The sequence below is a fragment of the Aurantimonas aggregata genome (assembly GCF_010500835.1).
GTDB classification, from domain to species: Bacteria; Pseudomonadota; Alphaproteobacteria; order Rhizobiales; family Rhizobiaceae; genus Aurantimonas; species Aurantimonas aggregata.
Window position 1 is genome coordinate 647,180 of sequence record NZ_JAAAMJ010000001.1, and the last position, 19,812, is coordinate 666,991.

17 protein-coding genes are annotated in these 19,812 nt (G+C 68.7%); 8 read left to right on the forward strand and 9 right to left on the reverse strand.

Translation table 11 applies throughout. The features are described 5' to 3' along the window. The first annotated feature begins 215 nt into the window (after nt 1–215). Together hemF and GTW51_RS02985 are read left to right on the forward strand one after the other, a co-directional pair. A complete protein-coding gene (gene hemF / locus GTW51_RS02980) occupies nt 216–1,124 on the forward strand; it encodes an oxygen-dependent coproporphyrinogen oxidase (protein WP_163042366.1) in 909 nt (302 codons plus the stop codon). 112 nt (nt 1,125–1,236) lie between these two features. Beyond that, a complete protein-coding gene (locus tag GTW51_RS02985) occupies nt 1,237–1,413 on the forward strand; it encodes a DUF1059 domain-containing protein (protein ID WP_163042367.1) in 177 nt (58 codons plus the stop codon). Nucleotides 1,414–1,484: 71 nt separating this feature from the next. Here GTW51_RS02985 and GTW51_RS02990 read toward each other — a convergent pair whose 3' ends face one another. Genes GTW51_RS02990 through GTW51_RS03000 form a run of 3 tightly spaced genes read right to left on the reverse strand, consistent with a single transcriptional unit; the run spans nt 1,485 to nt 3,939 of the window. After that, nucleotides 1,485–2,729, reverse strand: coding sequence for a CCA tRNA nucleotidyltransferase (locus tag GTW51_RS02990; protein WP_163042368.1), 1,245 nt, complete (start codon nt 2,727–2,729; stop codon nt 1,485–1,487). Further along, nucleotides 2,726–3,310 (reverse strand): CoA pyrophosphatase, encoded by a 585-nt coding sequence (locus tag GTW51_RS02995; RefSeq protein ID WP_163042671.1) that lies wholly within the window; start codon nt 3,308–3,310, stop codon nt 2,726–2,728. Before GTW51_RS02995 ends, GTW51_RS02990 begins: the two co-directional genes overlap by 4 nt. Nucleotides 3,311–3,363: 53 nt before the next feature. Next, a complete protein-coding gene (locus GTW51_RS03000; protein ID WP_163042369.1) occupies nt 3,364–3,939 on the reverse strand; it encodes a DUF1285 domain-containing protein in 576 nt (191 codons plus the stop codon). 195 nt (nt 3,940–4,134) lie between these two features. Here GTW51_RS03000 and GTW51_RS03005 point away from each other — a divergent pair, with 195 nt between their 5' ends. The 4 genes from GTW51_RS03005 to GTW51_RS03020 are packed head-to-tail and all read left to right on the forward strand — an operon-like array spanning nt 4,135 to nt 11,001. Next, complete coding sequence (locus GTW51_RS03005) at nt 4,135–5,145, forward strand: AAA family ATPase (protein ID WP_163042370.1); 1,011 nt, start codon at nt 4,135–4,137, stop codon at nt 5,143–5,145. Between the two features lie 8 nt (nt 5,146–5,153). Further along, on the forward strand, nt 5,154–6,065 hold the full coding sequence (locus tag GTW51_RS03010) for a DUF58 domain-containing protein (RefSeq protein ID WP_163042371.1): 912 nt from the start codon (nt 5,154–5,156) through the stop codon (nt 6,063–6,065). Then, a complete protein-coding gene (locus tag GTW51_RS03015) occupies nt 6,065–8,932 on the forward strand; it encodes a DUF4159 domain-containing protein (protein ID WP_163042372.1) in 2,868 nt (955 codons plus the stop codon). Before GTW51_RS03010 ends, GTW51_RS03015 begins: the two co-directional genes overlap by 1 nt. Continuing rightward, entirely contained in the window at nt 8,929–11,001 is a 2,073-nt protein-coding gene (locus tag GTW51_RS03020; RefSeq protein WP_163042373.1) for a hypothetical protein, read from the forward strand. The genes GTW51_RS03015 and GTW51_RS03020 overlap by 4 nt, the downstream gene beginning before the upstream one ends. 10 nt (nt 11,002–11,011) lie before the next feature. On the opposite strand, the gene GTW51_RS03025 is transcribed toward GTW51_RS03020, so the two are convergent. Further along, a complete protein-coding gene (locus GTW51_RS03025) occupies nt 11,012–11,518 on the reverse strand; it encodes a GNAT family N-acetyltransferase (RefSeq protein WP_163042374.1) in 507 nt (168 codons plus the stop codon). Nucleotides 11,519–11,808: 290 nt separating this feature from the next. Between GTW51_RS03025 and GTW51_RS03030 the strand changes: the two genes are divergently transcribed. After that, nucleotides 11,809–12,810: a glutathione S-transferase family protein gene (locus tag GTW51_RS03030; protein WP_163042375.1), complete on the forward strand. Its 1,002-nt coding sequence runs from the start codon at nt 11,809–11,811 to the stop codon at nt 12,808–12,810. Between the two features lie 3 nt (nt 12,811–12,813). On the opposite strand, the gene GTW51_RS03035 is transcribed toward GTW51_RS03030, so the two are convergent. Then, on the reverse strand, nt 12,814–13,275 hold the full coding sequence (locus GTW51_RS03035) for an NUDIX domain-containing protein (protein WP_163042376.1): 462 nt from the start codon (nt 13,273–13,275) through the stop codon (nt 12,814–12,816). A 49-nt stretch (nt 13,276–13,324) separates the two neighbouring features. Between GTW51_RS03035 and GTW51_RS03040 the strand changes: the two genes are divergently transcribed. Continuing rightward, complete coding sequence (locus tag GTW51_RS03040) at nt 13,325–14,302, forward strand: metallophosphoesterase family protein (RefSeq protein ID WP_425483221.1); 978 nt, start codon at nt 13,325–13,327, stop codon at nt 14,300–14,302. A 595-nt stretch (nt 14,303–14,897) separates the two neighbouring features. Here GTW51_RS03040 and GTW51_RS03045 read toward each other — a convergent pair. The 4 genes from GTW51_RS03045 to leuA form a co-directional block, all read right to left on the reverse strand. Further along, complete coding sequence (locus GTW51_RS03045; protein WP_163042378.1) at nt 14,898–15,512, reverse strand: hypothetical protein; 615 nt, start codon at nt 15,510–15,512, stop codon at nt 14,898–14,900. An 83-nt stretch (nt 15,513–15,595) separates the two neighbouring features. Further along, nucleotides 15,596–16,387, reverse strand: coding sequence for an alpha/beta fold hydrolase (locus GTW51_RS03050; RefSeq protein WP_163042379.1), 792 nt, complete (start codon nt 16,385–16,387; stop codon nt 15,596–15,598). Then, on the reverse strand, nt 16,384–18,054 hold the full coding sequence (locus tag GTW51_RS03055; RefSeq protein WP_343033880.1) for a thiamine pyrophosphate-binding protein: 1,671 nt from the start codon (nt 18,052–18,054) through the stop codon (nt 16,384–16,386). The genes GTW51_RS03050 and GTW51_RS03055 overlap by 4 nt, the downstream gene beginning before the upstream one ends. Beyond that, the gene (gene leuA, locus GTW51_RS03060) at nt 18,051–19,739 is read right to left on the reverse strand and encodes a 2-isopropylmalate synthase (RefSeq protein WP_163042673.1); all 1,689 of its coding nucleotides are present in this window, start codon (nt 19,737–19,739) and stop codon (nt 18,051–18,053) included. The genes GTW51_RS03055 and leuA overlap by 4 nt, the downstream gene beginning before the upstream one ends. Nucleotides 19,740–19,812 lie beyond the last annotated feature (73 nt).

The window sequence follows — 19,812 nt, forward strand, 5'->3', positions numbered from 1 at the left end:
TCCGTGGCTCCGATCGTTCCAACTTATCCCCAAGATAGCGTGGCGCTGCGGGCTTTGCGAATCAATGCGGAGGCCCGCGCGCCTCGTGCCGGCATTGCGCGTTCGCCCGCCAGATGCGATTGCCGAAAGAAAATGCGCGTCCAACTTTCGTAGCGGACGCGAAGGAGCCGCCGCCGGGAGACGCGCGCGGCCAACCAGACGAGAGTGGCGCAGACATGCAACGGCCAGACCTGCCCGAGGGGCTACCGGACGACATCGAGACCAAGAAGGCGACGGCGCAGGCCTGGTTCGAGACGCTGCGAGACCGGATCTGCGCGTCCTTCGAGGAGATCGAGGATCGCCATGGCGAGAGCACCGGGCTGGCTGCCGGGCGCTTCGAGCGGACGCCCTGGTCGCGCGAGGGCAACGGCGGCGGCGGCGTCATGTCGATGATGCACGGCCGGGTGTTCGAGAAGGTCGGCGTCCATACGTCGACAGTGCATGGCGAGTTCTCGCCGGAGTTCCGCAAGCAGATCCCCGGCGCCGACGAGGACCCGAACTTCTGGGCCTCCGGCATCTCGCTGATCGCGCATCTGCGCAATCCGAACGTCCCCGCCGTGCACATGAACACCCGCATGGTCGTCACCACCCGCCAGTGGTTCGGCGGTGGCGCCGACCTCACGCCGACGCTGGAGCGCCGGCGCAGCGACGACGATGCCGACACGCGCGCCTTCCACAAGGCGCTGCAGTTCGTCTGCGACCGCCATTCGGGCGTCGCCGACTACGGCAAGTACAAGGAATGGTGCGACGAGTATTTCTACCTGCCGCATCGCGGCGAGGCCCGCGGCGTCGGCGGCATCTTCTACGACTGGCTGCATTCGCCGCAGGAGAAAGGCGGCTGGGACGCCGATTTCGCCTTCACCCGCGACGTCGGCAAGGCCTTCATCGTCGTCTACCCGCATATCGTGCGGCAGAACGTCGAGCTGCCGTTCACCGAGGAGGATCGCGAGGAGCAGCTGATCCGCCGCGGCCGCTACGTCGAGTACAACCTTCTCTACGACCGCGGCACGTTGTTCGGGCTCAAGACCGGCGGCAACGTCGCATCAATCCTCTCGTCGATGCCGCCTGTCGTGAAGTGGCCGTGAGCTGATCAACTCTTAGCCACGACCTGCACATTTTCTCGCCAAAGATGAACCAGTTGAAGGTCGCGCGGTTGAACCTGGACTAGTGGAGGCTAGTCAAAAGGGAGGATCGACCATGTACGAACTCGATTGTTCGGGCGTCATCCCCGGCTGCCAGCGCGTCATTCGGGCCGAAACCCAGGCGGAAGTGTTCCGCCGGGCGGTGGTCCAGGCCAAGCAGCTCGGGGTCGAGAAGATCACGCCAACGATGCTCGACACGATGCGGCAGAAGACCCAGGAACTGTCGAACTGAGGCCGGCTGCACCGCATGCAAGGCGGGCTCTCGAGCCCGCCTTCTTCATGGCCGCGAGGAGCCTACGAAACCTACAGCTTCGCCAGCAGCGACTCCCGGCCCAGCGTGAAGCCGCTCTCGGCCCAGAGTCGGCGAAGCCGCTCGAGCGTCTGGCCGAGTTCGGGACCCGGCGCGATCCCGGCTTCCTGCAGATCGGTCCCGTTCAGCGGAAACTCCGGCGGCGCGAAGCGCGTCGCGGTCTCGAGCTGGCGCACCAGCGCGGCGATGCGCGTCAGGCTGTCCGCCGTCACGCCGGCCCTCGCCCGCTCGGCGGCAAGTGCCAGCTTCAGCCGGTCGGCGATAGCCTGGCGGTCACCGAAATAGAGCCGGGTGCGCAGGGCATGGTCGTCAGTCTCCGGCGTGACGGCTTCGGCATGGGCGAAAGCCAGCAGCCGGTCGCGCTCGCCGTTGGAGAGCCGCAGCCGCCTGGCGAGCTCGGCCAGGCGTGCCGCATCGGGCGGGACGATCGCCGCCAGCCGCAGCATCGGATCGGCGGGCCAGGAAAAGGCACCTTCGGCGTCGACCAGCCCGTGGATGGCGTCGATGCCCCAGCGCTCGCTTTCCCGCAGGATACGCGTCAGGACACCGGTCTGGCGCATCCACAGCAGCGCTCGCGACGGGTCGGGGGCTGTGAGAAGCCGCTTCAGCTCCTTCCAGACCCGCTCGGGCGACAGCCCGTCGAGCCCCTCCTTCAGCCGCGTCGCCGCCCGGATGCCGCCGGCGTCCGGCCGGCCCTCGCCGTACCAGGCGAAGAAGCGGAAGAAGCGCAGGATGCGCAGATAGTCCTCGCGGATACGCGCCTCGGCGTCCCCGATGAAGCGCAGCGTCTTCGTCTCGATGTCGGCGAGGCCGCCGACCAGGTCGACCACCGTCCCGTCCGCCTCGCAATAGAGCGCGTTGATCGTGAAGTCGCGGCGCTCGGCGTCTGCTTGCCAGTCGCGACCGAAGCTGACGACCGCGCGCCGCCCGTCGGTCTCGATGTCGCGGCGGAGCGTCGTGACCTCGAAGACGCCATCAGGGGTCACCGCCGTGACCGTGCCGTGCTCGACGCCAGTCGGGATCGCCCGGAACCCGGCCGCCTCGATCCGGCTGGTGGTCTCGGAGGGATGGTTGGTCGTCGCCACGTCGACGTCGGTGACCGCGTGTCCCATGAACGTGTTGCGCACCGCGCCGCCAACGACGCGCGCCGCCTCGCCGTCCGACGACAACGCCGCCAGCAGCGCCTGCAGCGACGCCGTCTTGAGCCATGGCGCGTCGTCGATCCGCTGGGTGGTCATGCGTAGAGCCTTTCGTAGAGCGTCCGGATGATGCCGGCGGTGACGCCCCAGATGAAGCGTTCGCCGAAGGGCATCACATAGTAGTGCCGGGTCCGTCCCTGCCAGACCCGGCTTTCCTGGCGGTGGTTCGCTTCGTTCATCAGGAAGCCGAGCGGCACCTCGAACACGTCCTCCACCTCGACGGGATTGGCGCTTAGCGCAAAGCCCGGCCGGATGAGGCCAACGACCGGGGTGATCTTGAAGCCGGTGGTGGTGCGGTAGAGCGGCAGCCGCCCGATCGGCTCGACATGGACGGGATCGAGCGCGATTTCCTCGAGGCTCTCGCGCATGGCGGCGGCTTCCGGCGAGGCATCGCCCGGATCCACCGAGCCGCCGGGAAAGGCGATCTGGCCGGAATGTTGGCGCAGATGCGAGGCGCGCGTGGTCAAAATCACGGTCGCGCCCTCGCCGCGATCGACGATCGGCACGAGCACCGCCGCCTCGCGCGCCGATTCGCGCTCCATCAGCTGGACGAGGTCCGGGTTGAGCAGATGGTCGCCATACTGCCGCTCCGGCGCCGATGCCGGTCCGACGGCTTCCATGCGCGCCCGCAGATCGGCGGCAGTAAAGCCTGCATAGGCGTCATCCCATGCGGTCACGCCGCGCCTTTGCCGATGGCGAAACGGGCGCCGGCGGAGCGCACGAACGGGCCGGTGGCGTCTTCCTCGACGAAGTCGGCAAGATCGTAGGCCAGCGCCCGCGTCAGCCGGGCTTCGAGCCGGCCCCTGACCGTCACGTAGGGGCGGAAGGCACCGTCTTCTCCGCCCTCCGCAAAGCGTAGCGGTCGGTCAGGTCCGCAGATGACGACGTCGCCGACCTCGGTCCGGAACGTCAGGATAGGCTCGCCACCCTGAATGTCGCGGCTCATCTCCACCGCCTGGAAATGCGCATCCTCGACCGTGATCCCCAGCTTTTCAACGGGGGTCACCAGATAGGTACGGCCGTCCGCGTCCTTGCGAAGGACGGTCGAGAACAGCCGGACAAGAGGCTTGCGTCCGATTGGCGAGCCGCCATAGGTCCAGGTGCCATCGGCGCGGATCACCATGTCGATATCGCCGCAGAAGGGCGGGTCCCAGCTGTCCACCGGTGGCGCCCCCTTGCCGGCGCGCTCGGCCCGTGACACCAGCGCTTCGAGGCTCGGGCCACCGCTGCTAGATGCTTGATTTTCCATAACGCCCTTGTGTTGCAACGCGGTGCACGCCATCCGGGCCGGTCTTATTTTGGCCCGCCTTCGCAGTCACGAAATAGTTGTCCTTTCCTTGCTTGCCAGGAGCGGTCGCGGCGGTTTTCATGAGGCGGCAAGCGGCGGCGGCGCCTCTTTCGCGCTGCAGCGCCGGATAGCGGCCTTCTCGACGGAGACATCACCATGACGATTCTCGCGCCCCACGAGACAACGCTCGACGAAGGCGCAGTGGTTCGGCTGGCCGAAACCGCCCTTTCCGACATCGCCGCGATCCGCCAGTCCGTCGGGCGGGTGATCTTCGGCCAGGAGACCGTCGTCGAACAGGCGCTCATCGCGATCCTTGCCGGCGGCCATGCACTGCTGGTCGGCGTGCCGGGTCTCGCCAAGACCAAGCTGGTGGACACGCTCGGCGTCGCGCTCGGCCTCGACGCCCGCCGCATCCAGTTCACCCCGGACCTGATGCCCTCGGACATCATCGGCACCGAGGTGATGGACCAGGACGAGAATGGCCGTCGCTCGTTTCGCTATGTCAGGGGACCGGTCTTCGCCCAGCTGCTGATGGCCGACGAGATCAACCGTGCCTCGCCGCGCACCCAGTCGGCGCTGCTGCAGTCGATGCAGGAATACCACGTCACCGTCGCCGGCGAGCGTCATGATCTCCCCGCCCCGTTCCACGTGCTGGCGACCCAGAACCCGCTGGAGCAGGAGGGCACCTACCCGCTGCCCGAAGCGCAGCTCGACCGCTTCCTGATGCAGGTCGACGTGTCCTATCCCGATCTCGAAGCCGAGCGCCGCATCCTGCTGGAGACGACGGGCGGCCATGACCAGTCGGCAGAAGGCGTGGTCACCGCCGACCGGCTGCGCGAGATCCAGGCGCTGATCCGGCGGATGCCGGTGGCCGAGAGCGTCGTCGACGCGATCCTCTCCCTGGTCCGCTCGGCCCGGCCGGGCAACGGCCACAAGGAGGCGGACGCGCACATCGCCTGGGGTCCCGGCCCGCGCGCCTCGCAATCGCTGATGACCTGCGTCCGGGCCCGCGCCCTCTACGACGGCCGGCTCGCCCCCTCGGTCGACGACGTGATGGCGCTGGCCGAGCCGATCCTGCAGCACCGCATGGCGCTGAACTTCGCCGCCCGCGCCGAGGGCATGGGCGTGCGCGACGTGATCGCGTCGCTCAAGCGCGACGCGGCCTAGGATTGCCCATGCCGATCGGCTCGACCGTCGAACTCACCGCCGCACCGGACGCCCTGGTCCGGGCCCGGCAGCGCGCCGTGCTGATGCCCGATCTCCTGGTCGAGGCCCGGCGCGTCGTGGCGACGGTGATCGCCGGCTGGCACGGCAGACGGCGACGCGGCGTCGGCGAAAATTTCTGGCAGTTCCGCCCCTTCGTCGAGGGCGAGGCGGTGTCGCGCATCGACTGGCGGCGCTCGGCGCGCGACGACCATGTCTATCTGCGAGATCAGGAGTGGGAGGCCGCGCACACGGTCTGGGTCTGGGCCGATCCGTCCTCCTCGATGCAGTACCAGTCGAAGACCGCGCCGGTGTCGAAGGAATCGCGGGCGCTGGTCCTCGTGCTGGCGCTGGCGGAGATCCTGTCGCGATCTGGCGAGCGCATCGGCTATCCGGGCGTCGTCGATCCGATCTCGGCACGGAACGCCGCCGAGCGGATTGCCGCGACGCTGCTCGGCAGCCGTCCTGACGATGCCTTCCCGCCGGACGACCGGCTGAAGCGCTTCTCTGAAATGGTCATCGTCAGCGACCTGCTCGACCCGGTCGACGCGATCGTGGCGCGGATCGACCGCATCGCCCGCCGCGGCATTCGCGGCCATGTGGTCATGATCTCCGACCCGGCCGAGGAAGCCTTCCCCTATGCCGGCCGCACCGAGTTCCGGGATCCGGAGACCGGCGCCAAGCTCACCGCCGGACGCGCCGAGACGCTGCGCACCGAATACGTCACCCTCTACAATGCCCGCCGCGACCATATCGCCGAGCATTGCCGCCGCCTCGGCTGGAGCTTCATCCCGCACCGGACCGACCGGCCGGCGTCCGAGGCGCTCGTCGCCATTCACGCGCGGCTGAGCGGCGCGCCGCAGCCGACGGGCCGTCGGCCGTGATGGGCGGCCTCGCCCTCTCCTTCGGCGCACCGCTGGTACTGGCAGGACTGCTGGCCCTGCCGGTGATCTGGTGGCTGCTGAAGCTGACGCCGCCGCGGCCTCAGACCGAGACCTTTCCGCCGCTGCGGATCCTGCAGCGTGTCCTCAAGAGCGAGGAGACGCCGTCGAAGAGCCCGTGGTGGCTGACGCTGCTGCGGCTGCTGCTGGCGGCGCTGATCATCCTGGCGCTGGCCGCGCCGACGCTGAACCCGCGCGAGGGCCTGCTCTCCGGCTCCGGGCCGCTGGCGCTGCTCGTCGACAATGGCTGGGCGAGTGGCGGCGACTGGGATGCGCGGCGCGACGCCGCCGAAGAGCTCATCCAGCGGGCCGGCGACCAGGGGCGTCCGGTGGCGCTGGCCTTCACCGCCGAAGCCGCGGACGACGACGCGACGCCGGCCGAGGCCAACACGGCGCTCGAACGGCTGGCCGCCGCCGAACCACGCCCGATCCCGACCGACCGCGTCGCGGCGGCCGACCGGCTGGTGACGGCGCTCGCCGGCGACGCGCCCGGCTCGCTGGTATTCCTTGCCGACGGGCTGGACAGCGAGGGCACCGAAGCCGCTGCGCGCAGCCTGGCTGCTCTGGCGCCGGGCGAAGCCATCGTCTACGCGCCGAATGTCGACGGGCTGGTCGGCCTCACCGGCGCCGACAATTCCACCGAGGCGCTGGTCGTGCAGGCGGTTCGCCCGGCGGAGAGCGGGCTGGCGGCCAATCTCGCGCTGCGGGCCCTGGACTCGCAGAGCCGCGAAGTCGGCCGCGCGCCGCTGGAATTTGCCGACGGCGCCGCGACGGCCGAAGCCCGCTTCGCGATCCCGGTGGAACTGCGCAACGACATCGCCCGCATCGAGGTCGAAGGCGCGTCGCAGGCCGGCGCCGTCCGGCTTGTCGACGACAGTTTCCGCCGTCGCCGCGTCGGGCTGGTTTCCGGCGAGTCCGCCGACGTCGCGCAGCCGCTTCTGTCGCCGCTCTATTACATCAGCCGCGCGCTCGAGCCCTTCGCCGACATCGTCCGGGCCGACAGCGCCGATCTCGGCGAGGCGATCCCGGCTCTGGTCGAGCGCCGCCCCTCGATGATCGTGCTCGCCGATATCGGCGTCATGCCGGAGCGCGCCCAAGCGGCGTTGCAGGGGTTTGTCGAAGGCGGCGGGTATCTCGTCCGCTTCGCCGGGCCGCGCCTCGCCGCAACCACCGGCGACGATCCGCTGGTGCCGGTGCGCCTGCGCGCCGGCGAGCGGCAGCTGGGCGGCGCGATGTCCTGGTCGGAGCCGCAGACGATCGCCCCGATGGCCGCCGAGACGCCGTTTGCCGGCATCGAGGTGCCGGCGGACGTCACGGTGGCACGCCAGCTGCTGGCCGAGCCCTCCGCCGACCTGCCCGAGCGGACCTGGGCGAGCCTCTCCGACGGCACGCCGCTGGTGACCGCTTCCAGCATCGGCGCCGGCACGATCGTGCTCTTCCACGTCACCGCCGAGGCGACTTGGTCGAACCTGCCGATCTCGGGCGCCTTCGTCGACATGCTGCGGCGGATCGTGACGCTGTCGCGTGCCAGCGGCGGCACCACGGAAGGGCGGACGGCGGCCGACAGCCTGCCGCCCTATCGCGTCCTCGACGGCCAGGGCCGCCTCACCGGCCCCGGCGCCGAAGTCCAGCCGCTGGAGCCCGTCGCGGAGGGTGTGCAGCCGGTGACCCGCCAGAACCCGCCCGGGCTCTACGGCAACGAGGAAGGCTACATGGCGCTCAATCTTCTGCCCGCGGGCGCCGAACTGCGACCGCTGCCGGCACTTGACCTGGGCGCACCGATCGAGGCGCGGGGTTATGGCGGCGAGCGCGCGTTTAATCTCGCGCCCTGGCTGTTCGCCGCCGCGCTGGTGCTCTTCGCCCTCGACGCGCTGGCGCTGCTGTGGCTGAACGGCGCCTTCTCGCGGATCGGCGACACGCTGTCGCGCCGCCGGGCAACCGCGCTGCCGGCCATCGCCGTGCTGGCGACCGCCGGGTTGCTTCTCGCCGCCGTCCCTTCGGCGCATGCCCAGGAAACGCCCGCAGCGCCGGCCCCGCCGGAGACGGCGGAACCGTTCGATGTCGAGCGCGCCATCCTGGCGACGGAATCGACGCATTTCGCCTATGTCGAGACCGGTCTTCCGGCCGTCGACGACGTCGCCCGCGCCGGCCTCTCCGGGCTCAGCCAGTATGTCGCGGCGAAGACGGCGCTCGAGCCGGGCGTGCCGATGGCCGTCGACATCGCCACCGACGAGCTGGCCTTCTTCCCGCTGATCTACTGGCCGGTCGACCCGGCGGCGCCGATGCCGACCGAGGCCGCGATCAGCCGCATCGACGCCTACATGAAGGAAGGCGGCACGGTGCTGTTCGACGTCGCCGACGAGACGCTGGCGGGTCTGTCCGGCACCGAAGTCTCCGCCGGGCAGCGCCGGCTCCGCGACATCCTCGCCGATCTCGACATTCCGCCGCTGGAGCCGGTCCCCGACGACCACGTGCTGACCAAGGCGTTCTACATTCTCGACGATTTCCCCGGCCGCCACACCGGCTCGGATCTCTGGGTGGAATCGCTGGTGCAGGATGCCGACGGCACGGCGCGGCCGGCGCGCGGAGGCGATGGCGTCTCCTCGATCATGATCACCTCGAACGACTTCGCCAGCGCCTGGGCCGTCGATGACCAGGGCCTGTTCCTGTTCCCCACCGACTCCGCCGACCCGGCGCAGCGCGAGTTCGCCTACCGGGCCGGCGTCAACATCGTGATGTACGTGCTGACGGGTAACTACAAGGCCGACCAGGTGCACGTGCCGGCGCTGCTGGAAAGGCTGGGCCAGTGACCTGGTCGGTGGAATTTGCCCCGCTGTTCTCCTGGACGGTGATCGCCATCCTCGCCGTGCCGGCGGTGATCCTGGCGCTCGCCTTGCTGCTCGCACGGATGCGCGGCGCCCTGGTGCGCGTCGTCGCCATCGCCGCCATCCTGCTGGCGCTGATCAATCCGGTCGTGCTGGAGGAGGAGCGCGATCCGCTGAAGAGCGTCGTGGCGCTGGTCGTCGACCGCAGCCAGAGCCAGACCATCGAAGAGCGCACCGCCCAGGCCGACGCCGCGGAAGCGGCGCTGAAGGAGAGCCTCGCGCGCTTTCCGGAATTCGAGGTCCGCACCGTCGAGGCGCGTTCCGGCGCGACGCCGGGCGACGATGCGACGACCGCCTTGTTCGGCGCGCTGTCCGGTGCGCTGAAGGACGTGTCGCCCGCCCGCGTCGCCGGCGCGGTGATGATCACCGACGGCCAGATCCACGACATTCCGGCCGAAGCCCAGGCGCTGGGCTTTAATGCGCCCGTGCACGGGCTGATCACCGGCCGCGAGGACGAGTTCGACCGGCGCATCGAGATCACCACCAGCCCGCGCTTCGGCCTCGTCGACGAGGACCAGACGCTGCGCTACCGGGTCGTCGAGGAGGGCCCGCAAGCCTCCGACAGGCCGGTGGAGGTGCAGGTCTTCGTCAATGGCGACCTCGTCTCGCGCGAACAGGCGCGGCCGGGCAGTGACGCCGCCCTCACCTTCCAGCTGCCGCGCGCCGGCAAGAACATCCTGGAGCTGTCCGTCGCGCGCGATCCGGCCGAGATCACCCCGGTCAACAACCGGGCGATCGCCGTCGTCGACGGCATCCGCGAGAATCTGCGCGTGCTGCTGGTCTCCGGCGAGCCGCATGCCGGCGAGCGGACCTGGCGCAACCTCCTGAAGTCCGATGCCGCGGTCGACCTCGTCCACTTCACCATCCTGCGCCCGCCGGAAAAGCAGGACGGCACGCCGATCGACGAATTGTCGCTGATCGCTTTCCCGACGCGCGAGCTGTTCGTCGAGAAGATCGACGATTTCGACCTGATCATCTTCGACCGCTACCAGGAACGCGGCGTCCTGCCGTCGCTGTATTTCGACTACATCGCGCAATATGTCGAAAACGGCGGCGCCATCCTGATCGCCGCCGGCCCCGAATATGCCGGCGACGAGAGCGTCGCGACGACGCCGCTGCAGTCGATCCTGCCGGCGCTGCCGACCGGCGGCATCGACCAGCAGGCGTTCCATCCGGAGCTATCCGAACTGGGGCGCAAGCACCCGGTGACGCGTGACCTGCCCGGCTCGGCCAGCGAGCCGCCCGACTGGAGCCCGTGGTTCCGCTCGATCGACGTCGACGAGCCGCGCGGCGAGACCGTCATGGACGGGCCCGACGGCAAGCCGCTGCTGGTCCTCGACCGTGTCGGCGAAGGGCGCATCGCCCTGCTCCTGTCGGATCACGAATGGCTGTGGTCGCGCGGCTTCGAGGGCGGCGGCCCGCATGTGGCGCTGTTCCGCCGCCTCGCCCACTGGCTGATGAAGGAGCCGGAGCTCGAGGAAGAGGCGCTCGACGCCGAGGCCAGCGGCTCCGACCTCGTCATCACCCGCCAGACCATCGGCGAGGATCCGGGCCCCGCGACCGTGCTGACGCCCACCGGCGGGGCGGTGACCGTGCCGATGCTGGCGGCGGGCGAGGGTCGCTGGGAAGGCCGGCTGGCAACCGAGGAACTCGGCCTGTTCCAGGCAGCGAACGGCGAATTGCGGGCGCTGGCCAATGTCGGTCCGGTCAATCCGCGGGAATATCGCGAGGCGATCTCCACCGAGGAGAAGCTCGCGCCGCTCGCAGATGCCACCAGCGGCAGCGTCCGCCGGCTCGGCGACGACGCCGCCGTGCCGCGCATCGTGCCGGTCAGCGGCCGCGCCGACGCCAATGGCCGCGACTGGATCGGCCTCAGGACGACGGACGAGACCGTGTTGCGCGGCGTCGAGCGCACCCCGCTCTTCGCCGGCTTCCTCGGCCTCGCCGTGCTGCTGATGGCGCTGTCGGCGACCTGGTATCGCGAAGGGCGGTAGGACGTCAGCGTCAGGCCAGCCGCGGCCCGACCCTGCCGGCGAGTTCGGCCAGCGCGCCGTCGGCGAGCGGCAGGCCGAGCAGCCGCGACAAATCCACCGGACCTGGCATGAGCACCGAACCGGCCGGCAACGGGTGGTAGCCGAGCGGCGCGTAATAGGGCGGGTCGCCGACGAGGATGACCGAGCGCTCGCCCGCCTCGCGCGCCGCGTCCGCCGCGAGCTTCATCAGGGCCTTGCCGACCCCGCGGTTCTTGTAGTCGGGCCGCACGGCCAGCGGTCCCAGCATCAGCGACGGCGCGGTGCCGATCGCGATGGGGGTCAGGCGGACGGAGCCGATGATCGCGCCGTCGTGCTCGGCGACGAAGGACAGCGCCGGATCGTGCGACGCCATTTCGCGGACCCGCTCGGCCGCGCGCACGAAGCGACCGGGGCCGAAGGCCTCGTCGGTGATCGCCAAAATGACCGGCGCATGGTCGGGATGCTCCGGCAGAAACCGGACGGCGGCGAGATCGAACATGGATGGGAACCAGGGTGGCAGGCCTTTGGGGTGCCGCCTCGGTCCTCGGACCTGCGGCGAACGACGGCGATCAGAGCGCTGGGGCGCGCAGCCGGTATCGTCGTCGCAGCAGGATCATCGAACGCCCTTTCGCAGTCAGCGGTGCTGATATCACTCCATCGAGAGGCGGTCCAGCATTGGCGACGGGCGCCTTGCCCGTTGACGCTCCGTCACGCCGCAAGCCGGAACAGCGGGAGACAAGTCCTGTTAGACTGGCAGGAACTCAGACAAACGAGAACGGGATTGGCGCAATGGGACTTCTGGTCGACGGCAAATGGCAGGATCAATGGTACGATACCAAGTCGACCGGCGGCAGTTTCGAGCGGACCAAGACGGTGTTCCGGAACTGGATCACGCCGGATGGCGCCCCCGGCCCTGACGGCCAGAAGGCGTTCAAGGCCGCATCCGGCCGCTACCATCTCTACATCTCGCTCGCGTGCCCGTGGGCGCATCGGACCCTGATCGTCCGCCGGCTGAAGAAGCTCGAGGACGTCATCTCGCTTTCGGTCGTCGATTTCCTGATGGGCGACGACGGCTGGACCTTCTCCGATCGTCCGGGCGCCATCCCCGACAGCGTGCTCGGCAAGCAGCGACTCTACGAGGTCTATCTGGAGGCCGATCCGCAGTTCACCGGCCGCGTCACCGTGCCGGTGCTGTGGGACAAGGAGACCGGCACGATCGTCAACAACGAGTCCGCCGAAATCATCCGCATCCTCGACACGGCCTTCGACGAGTGGGGCGACGCATCGGTCGACATCACGCCGGAGGCGCTGCTTGCCGAGATCGATGCGGTCAACGCCATGGTCTACGACAGCGTCAACAACGGCGTCTACAAATGCGGCTTCGCCACAGAGCAGAAGGCCTATGAACGGCCCTTCCACGAACTGTTCGGCGCGCTCGACCAGCTGGAGGACCGGCTGTCGCGCCAGCGTTACCTCGTCGCCAGCGACGCGCCGACCGAGGCAGACTGGCGGCTGTTCACCACACTGATCCGCTTCGACGCGGTCTATCACGGCCACTTCAAGTGCAACCAGCGGCAGATCGCCGATTATCCGAACCTTTTCAGCTACATGCTCGAGCTCTACCAGACCGACGGCATCGCCGAGACGGTCAATTTCGAGCACATCAAGGGTCACTATTATTCGAGCCATCGGATGATCAACCCGACCGGCATCGTGCCGCTCGGCCCGGACCAGGATCTTACCCGGCCGCATGGGCGCGAGCGCCTGCAGCCGGGTGGTGCCGCCGACTGACCGCTACCAGTAATGGTCGGTTTCAGCTTCGCCGCGCAGCTCGGCCAGCCGCCGACGCGTCGCGTCGGTGGTCCCGGCGGGCAGCACGTCGGGTGCATAGAAGCCGGTCTCGGCAATCTCCGCGTCGGGCTTCTTGCCCGTCGCCTGGCTGAAGGCGCCGCAGCGATAGAGCAGGACGTGGTCGCGGTTCGAGGCGTTGCGGTTGAAGAACACCGAGAAAAGCTGGGGCGGCGCCTCGAGTGCGATGTTGCCTTCCTCGAAGACCTCGCGCGTCAGCGCCTCGATGGCGGTCTCGCCAGGCTCGACGCCGCCGCCGGGCATGTACCAGCCCGAAACATAGGTGTGCCGCACGAGGAAGATCCGACCGTCCGCATCGAAGATCGCGGCGCGCACCCCGAGCGTCACCGGCCGGGCGACGAGATGCACGCCGTGCAGAAGCCGGATCAACGGTTTTTCGAACAGCATCGATTCTCCCAAGCGCCGAACCCTACCAATCGCGGCGCGATCAACTAGGATGGCAGGAATGTTTCGCCTTGCCCATCTCTCCGACATTCATCTTGGTCCGCTGCCGTCACTCTCCATCCGGGAACTCGCTTCCAAGCGGGTGACAGGTTACGTCAACTGGCACCGCAATCGCCGACGCGTGATGTTCGGCGAGACGCTGACCGACCTCGTGCAGGACATCAAGCAGGAGGCGCCGGACCACATCGCGGTGACCGGCGACCTGGTCAATCTCGCGACCCAGACGGAAACGATCGCGGCGCGTATCTGGCTGGAGGAACTCGGGCTGCCGCGCGACGTCTCGGTCGTGCCCGGCAATCACGACGCCTACGTGCCGGGCGCGCTGAGGCGCGCCTACAAGGAGTGGCACGAGTACATGCTGGGCGACAATCCGCTGTCGGCCGTCGGCAATTCTTTTCCCTATCTGCGGGTCCGCGACAATGTCGCGATCTTCGGCGTCTCCACCGCCGAGGCCACGGCGCCATTTCTGGCGACCGGTACGTTCAGGCGCGGCCAGGCGCTGCACCTCGCGCGGCTCCTCGACAATTGCCGGGCGACCGGTCATTTCCGCGTCGTGCTGATCCACCATCCGCCGGTTTCCGGTGCGGCGGCCTGGCACAAACGGCTCGTGGGCAAGCAGTTCTTCTACAAGGTGATCCACGAGGTGGGCGCCGATCTGGTGCTGCACGGCCATACGCATCTCGACACGCTGCACTGGCTGAAAGGACCGGATCACATGGTCCCGGTCGTCGGGGTGCCGTCCGCGAGCCAGAGCCCGGGCGGCACCAACCCGGCATCGCGCTACAATCTGTTCGAGATAGACGGAGGACCAGGCAAGTGGTCGCTGGTCCAGCGCGAGCGGGGCGCCCGTAAGGAGGCACCGGGCATCGACTGGATCCGGGAGCGCGAATTGCTGTCGAACGGCCGGGCCGTGCAGGCGAAGCCTCGCGAGGACGCCAGAGCGGCGCGCGAACCGCAGGGCGCGGCCTGACGTAGCGGCAGATGACGACTGCGTTCTCTGTTCCGGGTTCCCCCTCGACCCAGGCTCCTCTCTCCCCCTTGAAGGGGAAGAACGATTTCATCGACTTAACGCCTACCGGCAACGTCCTTCACCCCTCTCTTGCCTTTTCTGCGACTTGGGTCCTCGGCAAGCCTCGGCCCAAGACCGCGAAAAGGCTTTCTCTCCCTCACGGGGAGAGAGGGCGGATCGCCGCCGACGTAGCGCCTCCTCTCCCCCCTCGAGGGGGAGAAAGCGATTTCATCGGCTTAGCGCCTCAGGTGCTAAACGATAGAAATCGCAAGAGAGGGGCATTTGGCTTCCACGCGCCTCAGCGCCCACCGGCAACGACGTCCCTCACCCCTCTCTTGCCTTTTCTGCGACTTGGTCCTCGGCAAGCCTCGGCCCAAGACCGCGAAAAGGCTTTCTCTCCCTCACGGGGAGAGAGGGGGATCATCGCTGAAGCTAGCGCTTTCTCCCCCCTTGAGGGGGAGAAAGCGATTTCATCTGCTTTGCACCGCAAGTGCTAAACGATAGAAATCGCAAGAGAGGGGTTTGCGCATCCGCGGCCCGCGTCGCCCGCCATCGATCAGCCGATCGAAACGCCCTGGTAGGAGGCAATGGCGAGCAGGATGCCGGCGCCGATGACGACGCCGATCATCAGCCATGTCAGCGCCACCACGAAATCCGACGCGCGACTCTGTGCTGCCGGCGCACGCAACGGCTCGTCGCTAACGGCCTTGGCAGGGCGCGGGGGGGCGATCATCCGCTCGTTCAGCCCGTCTTCGGCCGCGAAGGCCTTGTCGCGCTCCACGATGCGTTCGGCCACGTAGTCGGTGACCCGGTCGGCGATCACCCGCGGCTCGGCCGCCTCCATCAGGACAACGCGGCCGAGACGGGTCTCGCGCACCAGGCGATAGGTGCGCCGGTCCCGCGCCATCATGACGTTGGCGGTGCCGTCGATCCACAGTCGCGGATGCATGCCACCGGAAATGGTGAAATCGAAGAGGTCCTCGCCCGGCGGCAGCTCGTCGAGCAGCGGCTGCAGCTCCTCGGCCAGGATTTCCAGCCGGGCACGATCGGCCTCGCGGATGTCGACGATCACGTCGGACCGGTGCGCCGCGGCGATCTTTGCCTGCCGCACGGCATCGGATAGACGCTTCGTGCCCATCAGGGACGCCGCATTGTCCTTGCCTTCGCCCATGACCGGCATCCTCGAATCCGCTTCGTTAACGCGTTCTTCATCTTACCCAGCTTTCCGGGCGGAAGGAACCACGGCCATGGCGATCAGTCGCTGGAGGGCGATTTTTCGTCGGCGACGGCGGCGCGGATGAGCGCGGCGCAGGCCTCGGGCGCCTCCAGCATCGGCATGTGGCCGACGCCGTCGAGGCGGTGGACGGCAAAGCCGGGTGGCAGGTCGTTCGCCTGGGTGATCGGCGTGACAGGATCCTCATCGCCCCAGAGCACGCGGATAGGACGATGCCTGCCCGCGATCGCCGCCAGCGGCAGCACGCCCTGCCAGCCGCCGTCGAACAGCTGGTCGAAGATCCGGCGCATCGCCGCCCGCGCTTGCGGCGTCCGCTCGCCGACACCGGCGGCGGCGACATCCACCGGCGCCGTCCAGCCGGGTGCACCCATGAAACCGACGGCGCGCCACAGCTCCTGCCCCGCCGATGCTTCCATCACGGCCCTGATCGGGTCGATGCCGATCTCCGGTCCGAAGCCGCCCGGCGACAGCAGCGTCAGCGACGACACGCGTTCGGGTGCAAACAGGCAGATCAACGCGGCGACGGCGCCGCCCATCGAATGGCCGACGAGATGCGCTGTCGCGATGCCCCGTTGGTCCAACTCGGACAAGACCGCGCGGGCCGCGACCTTAGCCGGCCCGGCGCCGGGATAACCGAGCGAGCGGCCATGGCCGGGCAGATCGAAGGCGACGGTCCGGCGGTCGACGTCGCCGAGCGCGGCGCAGACCGCCGACCAGACGGCTGCCCGCCCGTCGAAGCCGTGCAGAAAGACGATCGGCACGCCCTGGCCTTCGCCGGTTTCCAGCGCGAAGAGGCGCGCCGGATCGCTCACCCTGCGGCGTCTCGCGTCGGCGCGAAGGGCAGGCGCGCGGAGGTGGAAATGCGGTCCGGATCGGTTCGCAGATGCACCAGCGCCGGAACCCCGGCGGCCAGCGCCGCTTCCATCGCGGCGGGGAACGCGGCGGTCTCGGTCACCGTCACGCCGAAGCCGCCATAGCTGTGGGCGAGCGCCGCGAAATCCGGATTGACCAAAGCCGTTGCCGAGGCCCGGCCGGGATAGTGCCGCTCCTGGTGCATCCGGATGGTGCCGTACTGGCTGTTGTCGACGAGGAGGACGACGACCGCCGCGCCGGCCTGGCAGGCGGTGCCGAACTCCTGCATCGTCATCTGGAAGCAGCCGTCGCCGGCGAAGCAGACGACGGTCCGCTCGGGATGGCGCAGCTTGGCCGCGACCGCCGCCGGCAGGCCGTAGCCCATCGATCCGGAGGTCGGCGCAAGCTGCGCGGCGCGATCGGTGAAGCGATGGTAGCGGTGCAGCCAGCCGGCATAGTTGCCGGCGCCGTTGGTCAGCGTGCTGTCGGCGGGCAGCACCGCTTCCAGATGCGCCATCACGCCGTTCATGTCGACGAAGCCCGGCCGCGCGGCGGCGTCGGGCTCGGGCGTCGACCAGGCGAGATAGGCGGCGTGCGCCGCTTCCGCCTCGCCGGACCAGGCAACCGTCGCGGGGGCGGCCAGCTGCGCGGCCTTGCGCGCGAAGGAGACAGGATCGGCGAGGATCGACAGCGCCGGGTGGTAGAGCCGGCCAAGCTCGGTGTCGTCGGGCAGGACATGGACGAGGCGCTGCCGCGGCGCCGGCACGTCGAACAGCGTGTAGCCCTGGCTCGGCATCTCGCCGAGCCGCGCACCGATGGCGATGACGAGGTCGGACGCCGCGATCCGCGCCTTCAGCGCCGGCGCGATGCCGATGCCGACATCGCCGGCGTAGTTCGGGTGCAGGCTCGGAAACAGCGACTGGCGGCGGAAGGAACAGGCGACAGGCAGATGGAAATGCGTCGCGAACGCCTCGATGTCGGCAATCGCGCCGTCCGTCCAGCGCGAACCGCCGAGGATGAGGATCGGCGCCGTCGCGCCCTCGAGCATCGCCCAGAGGTCCTCGAGCTTGGACTCGGCGGGATGGATCTCGATCGCCTCGACGCGGCTCGGGATGTCCGCCGCCGCTTCGCCCGACAACGTGTCCTCCGGCAGCGCGACGACCACCGGTCCCGGCGCGCCGTCGAGGGCGATGCGGAACGCTTCGGCGACGAGGTCGGGCAGTTCGGCGGCGGTGGCGGCCTCGAACACCGCCTTGGCCATGCCGCCGAACATCTTGTCGTAGTCGACTTCCTGGAAGGCGCCGCGGCCGCGGAACTCGGTCGGCACCTGGCCGATGAACAGGATCATCGGCGTCAGGTCATGGGCGGCGACGTGGACGCCCGAGGCGGCGTTGGTCGCGCCGGGGCCGCGGGTGACGAAGGCGATGCCGGGCCGGCCGGTGAGCTTGCCGTCGGCCTCCGCCATCATCGCGGCACCGCCCTCCTGCCGGCAGAGGACGGTGTCGATGCCGCTGTCGACAAGGGCGTCGAGCACCGGGAGATAGCTCTCCCCCGGCACGCAGAAGACGCGGGTGACGCCCTGTACTTCCAGCGCGCGGACGAGGAGGACGCCGCCTTCCACCATCATTTCACCGCTCCGACGATGCGGTTGGCAGCCGAGACGATGCCCTGCAGCGAGGCGGTGACGATGTTCTTGTTGATGCCGGCGCCGAACAGCCGCCCGCTGCCCTGCGCCCCGCTTTCGTACTCGATGTCCATGTAGGAGATCGCCGAGGCGTTGGAGCCGTGCTGCAGCGAGTGTTCGGAATAGTCGGCGACCGACATGGCGATGCCGAGATGGCGTGACAAAGCGTCGATGAAGCCGTCGATCGGCCCGGTGCCGCGCCCGGTGATCGTCACCTCCTCGCCGCCGTCGAGGATCGTCGCCTCGAGCAGCCGCTCGCCGCGATGCGCCGGATCGGGCAGCGTGTGATGGTCGAGGAAGCGGATACGCGCGTCCGGCTGCTCGACGTAAAGCTCGATGAAGCGGTCGTAGATGCGCTTCACCGGCAGTTCGCGGCCTTCCTCGTCGGTGATCTGCTGGATGTCCTCGCGGAATTCCATCTGCAAATTGCGCGGCAGGTTCAGGCCGTAATCGGCCTGCAACACATAGGCGATGCCGCCCTTGCCGGACTGCGAGTTGATCCGGATGATCGCCTCGTAGCTGCGCCCGACATCCTTCGGATCGATCGGCAGGTAGGGAACTTCCCACAGCTCCTTGTTGGCGGTCTTGCGCGCTTTCATGCCCTTGTTGATCGCATCCTGGTGCGAGCCGGAAAACGCCGTGTAGACGAGTTCGCCGACGTAAGGGTGGCGCTCCGGGATCGCCAGCTGGTTGCAGTATTCGTAGACGTCCTTGATGTTGTTGATGTCGGTGATGTCGAGGCCGGGGTCGATCCCCTGCGTGAACATGTTCAGCGCCAGGGTCACGAGATCGACATTGCCGGTGCGCTCGCCATTGCCGAACAGCGTTCCCTCGACCCGGTCGGCGCCGGCCATCAGGCCGAGCTCCGTCGCCGCGACGGCGGTGCCGCGGTCGTTGTGCGGGTGCAGCGAGACGATGAGGTTCTCTCGGTTGTCGAGCTGGCGGCACATCCACTCGATCTGGTCGGCATGGATGTTGGGCGTCGACATCTCGACGGTCGCCGGCAGGTTGAAGATCAGCTTGTTGTCGGCCGAGGGCCCGATGATCTCGGCGACCGCGTTGCAGATCTCGGCGGCGAACTCGAGCTCGGTGCCGGTGAAGCTCTCCGGCGAATACTCGAACCGGTAGCCGCCGCCGGCCTTGGCCGCCATGTCGGAGATCAGCTTGGCCGCGTCGGTGGCGATCTGCTTGATCCCGGCGCGGTCCTTCTGGAACACCAGGCGGCGCTGCAGCTCGCTCGTCGAGTTGTAGAAATGCACGATCGGCCGGACCGCACCCTCGAGCGCCTCGAAGGTCCGCTGGATCAGCTCCGGCCGGCACTGGACGAGCACCTGCAACGAGACGTCGTCTGGCGTGTCGCCCTCCTCGATGCACCAGCGCGCGAAGTCGAAATCGGTTTGCGAGGCCGACGGGAAGCCGATCTCGATCTCCTTGAAGTTCATCTCCTTCAGGAGCCTGAAGAACCGCGCCTTGCGGTCGTGGCCCATCGGATCGACCAGCGCCTGGTTGCCGTCGCGCAGATCCACCGAGCACCAGACCGGCGGGGCGGTGATGGTCTTCGACGGCCAGGTCCGGTCGGGCAGGTCGATCTGGCCGTAGGGCTGGTACTTGCGGGATGCGAGCGGCATCGGCGACGTTCGGCCTGTCGGCTTGGCGGCTTCGTCGACCGGTTCGACGGTGGAACTGACGGACATGGATCTG